Annotated in this window: 1 protein-coding gene; it reads left to right on the top strand. The window is 58.8% G+C overall.

What is annotated here, in order from left to right; translation table 11 throughout:
• On the top strand, window positions 1-1,166 hold a 1,166-nt coding region (gene tuf / locus BLU89_RS21055; protein WP_074739713.1), incomplete at both ends, for an elongation factor Tu.

Here is a 1,166-nt window from a genome sequence, read left to right as displayed (position 1 = left end):
ATGGCAAAGGAAAAGTTTGAGCGTAATAAGCCGCACGTCAACATCGGCACGATTGGCCACGTTGACCACGGCAAGACCACGCTGACGGCAGCGATCACCAAGTATTTTGGTGACTTCAAAGCGTATGACCAGATTGACGGCGCGCCGGAAGAAAAAGCTCGTGGCATCACCATCTCGACCGCCCACGTGGAATACGAGACTGATAACCGCCACTATGCCCACGTTGACTGCCCCGGCCACGCCGACTACGTCAAGAACATGATCACCGGTGCCGCTCAGATGGACGGCGCGATCCTGGTTGTGAACGCTGCTGACGGCCCGATGCCGCAAACGCGCGAGCACATCCTGCTGGGCCGCCAAGTTGGTATCCCGACCATGGTCGTGTTCATGAACAAAGTGGATCAGGTAGACGACGAAGAGCTGCTGGAACTGGTGGAAATGGAAATCCGCGAGCTGCTGTCTTCGTATGACTACCCCGGCGACGACATTCCGATCATTGCCGGTTCGGCTCTGGCGGCGATGGAAGGCAACAAGCCGGAAATCGGCGAAGAATCGATCCGCAAGCTGATGGCTGCCGTGGACGAGTACATCCCGACACCTGAGCGCGCTGTTGACCAGCCGTTCCTGATGCCGGTTGAAGACGTGTTCTCGATCTCGGGTCGTGGTACCGTTGTGACCGGTCGTGTTGAGCGTGGCGTCATCAATGTTGGCGACGAGATTGAAATCGTCGGCATCCGTGACACACAGAAAACCACCTGTACCGGTGTTGAAATGTTCCGCAAGCTGCTGGATCGCGGTGAAGCGGGTGACAACATCGGCGCCCTGCTGCGCGGTATCGACCGTGAAGGCGTTGAGCGTGGTCAGGTTCTGTGTAAGCCGGGTTCGGTTACACCGCACACCAAGTTCGAAGCCGAAGCCTATATCCTGACCAAGGAAGAGGGCGGCCGTCATACTCCGTTCTTCGCGAACTACCGTCCGCAGTTCTACTTCCGTACGACTGACGTGACCGGTACCGTGACCCTGGCGGCTGGTACCGAGATGGTCATGCCCGGCGACAACGTGTCGTTCGGCGTTGAGCTGATCGCACCGATCGCGATGGAAAACGGCCTGCGTTTCGCCATCCGCGAAGGCGGCCGCACCGTCGGCGCCGGCGTCGTGTCGAAGAT

Origin of the sequence: Ruegeria halocynthiae, assembly GCF_900106805.1 — a bacterium.
In the GTDB taxonomy this organism is placed as follows: Bacteria; Pseudomonadota; Alphaproteobacteria; order Rhodobacterales; family Rhodobacteraceae; genus Ruegeria; species Ruegeria halocynthiae.
This window is presented reverse-complemented; position numbering and strand designations above follow the sequence as displayed.